The following is a 1,194-nucleotide window of genomic DNA, read 5'->3' as shown; positions in this document are numbered from 1 at the left end:
GCCATCATTCACAGCCTGAGATACTAAATACCCTTCTACACGAGCTTGTATCGTAACGTCTTCGGAGGCTTCTGTTTTGCCTGTAAACTCTCTGGTCGGATTAACATCCTCCGAAGCAATAGTGATTACACCGACTTTAGGAGGTGGTGCAGTTGGTTTTTTTTCATTTCCACCTGAACAGCCAACCAAACTGATAAACAAACTGATAAACAAACTGATAACTATGCTCGTGCGACAAACCCTAATCATTACTTAACTCCCAGTTCATTCTAAACCTAAGGCAAATACGCTTTTGCACACTAAAATTACGACTTCTTAAGTAAAGTACATAAACTAGAGATTGGGAAGCTTAGAGCTCAAACAAAAACAATAATTTAACCAAATTATCGACAAGCAATTACAACCGGGTCAATCTGTCTAGCGAGCGCTGGTCAAGAAAATATCTCCCTAAGAAAAAGCGTAAATGCTTGGATCGGCTTATCTCAGTGTTTCAGCTTTTATCATTCTTCCCCAAGAATTCATAAGATCTGACGGCCCTAATCAAGGACAATTCTGCCTCTCCTCTTCGGACGATAAACTTACGATGAGCTATCAGATCGACTTATAGGTATATAAAAATCAAGGCGTACAATATGCTCGCTGTAGTAACATACCATCACCAATTTAAATTCGATCGATTAAGAACTATGGATATAAAGAATAAAGTAATTGCCGTCACCGGTGCGGCACGCGGACTAGGCTTCGCGATGGCAAAACTACTATCAGAAAAAGGCGCACTCATTGCGCTAATTGATCTGGATATAGAAGCAACTAATAACGCAGTAAAAGAGCTACCGAATGCAAAAGGCTATGCCTGTAACGTGGCTCAAGAGCATGAGGTTGTGCAGACATTCTTGCAGATAAAAGAAGATTTTGGGCACTTAGATGGTTTGATAAACAATGCAGGCATTCTCAAAGATGGCTTGATGGTCAAAACTAATGATGACGAGGTTCAGAAATTACCATTAGCCCAGTGGCAAGCAGTGATCGACGTGAATCTCACCGGTGTATTTTTATGTGGACGCGAAGCTGCTGCAAGCATGGTTGAGCAAGGCTCTGGTGGCGTCATTATTAATATTTCAAGCGTAAGTCGAGCCGGTAATTTTGGTCAAACAAATTACAGTGCAGCTAAAGCAGGTGTCGCGGCAATGACTG

The 1,194-nt window shown here is 41.5% G+C and carries 1 protein-coding gene and 1 pseudogene; one reads left to right on the top strand and one right to left on the bottom strand.

What is annotated here, in order from left to right; translation table 11 throughout:
* Nucleotides 1-249, bottom strand: a pseudogene (locus tag A3738_RS05470) (efflux RND transporter periplasmic adaptor subunit); the annotation flags it as partial.
* Between the two features lie 383 nt (nucleotides 250-632).
* Here A3738_RS05470 and A3738_RS05465 point away from each other — a divergent pair.
* Nucleotides 633-1,194: SDR family NAD(P)-dependent oxidoreductase (locus A3738_RS05465; protein WP_369819772.1), on the top strand; the 562-nt coding region annotated here is incomplete at its 3' end.

The sequence above is a fragment of the Oleiphilus sp. HI0066 genome (assembly GCF_001635725.1).
This window is presented reverse-complemented; position numbering and strand designations above follow the sequence as displayed.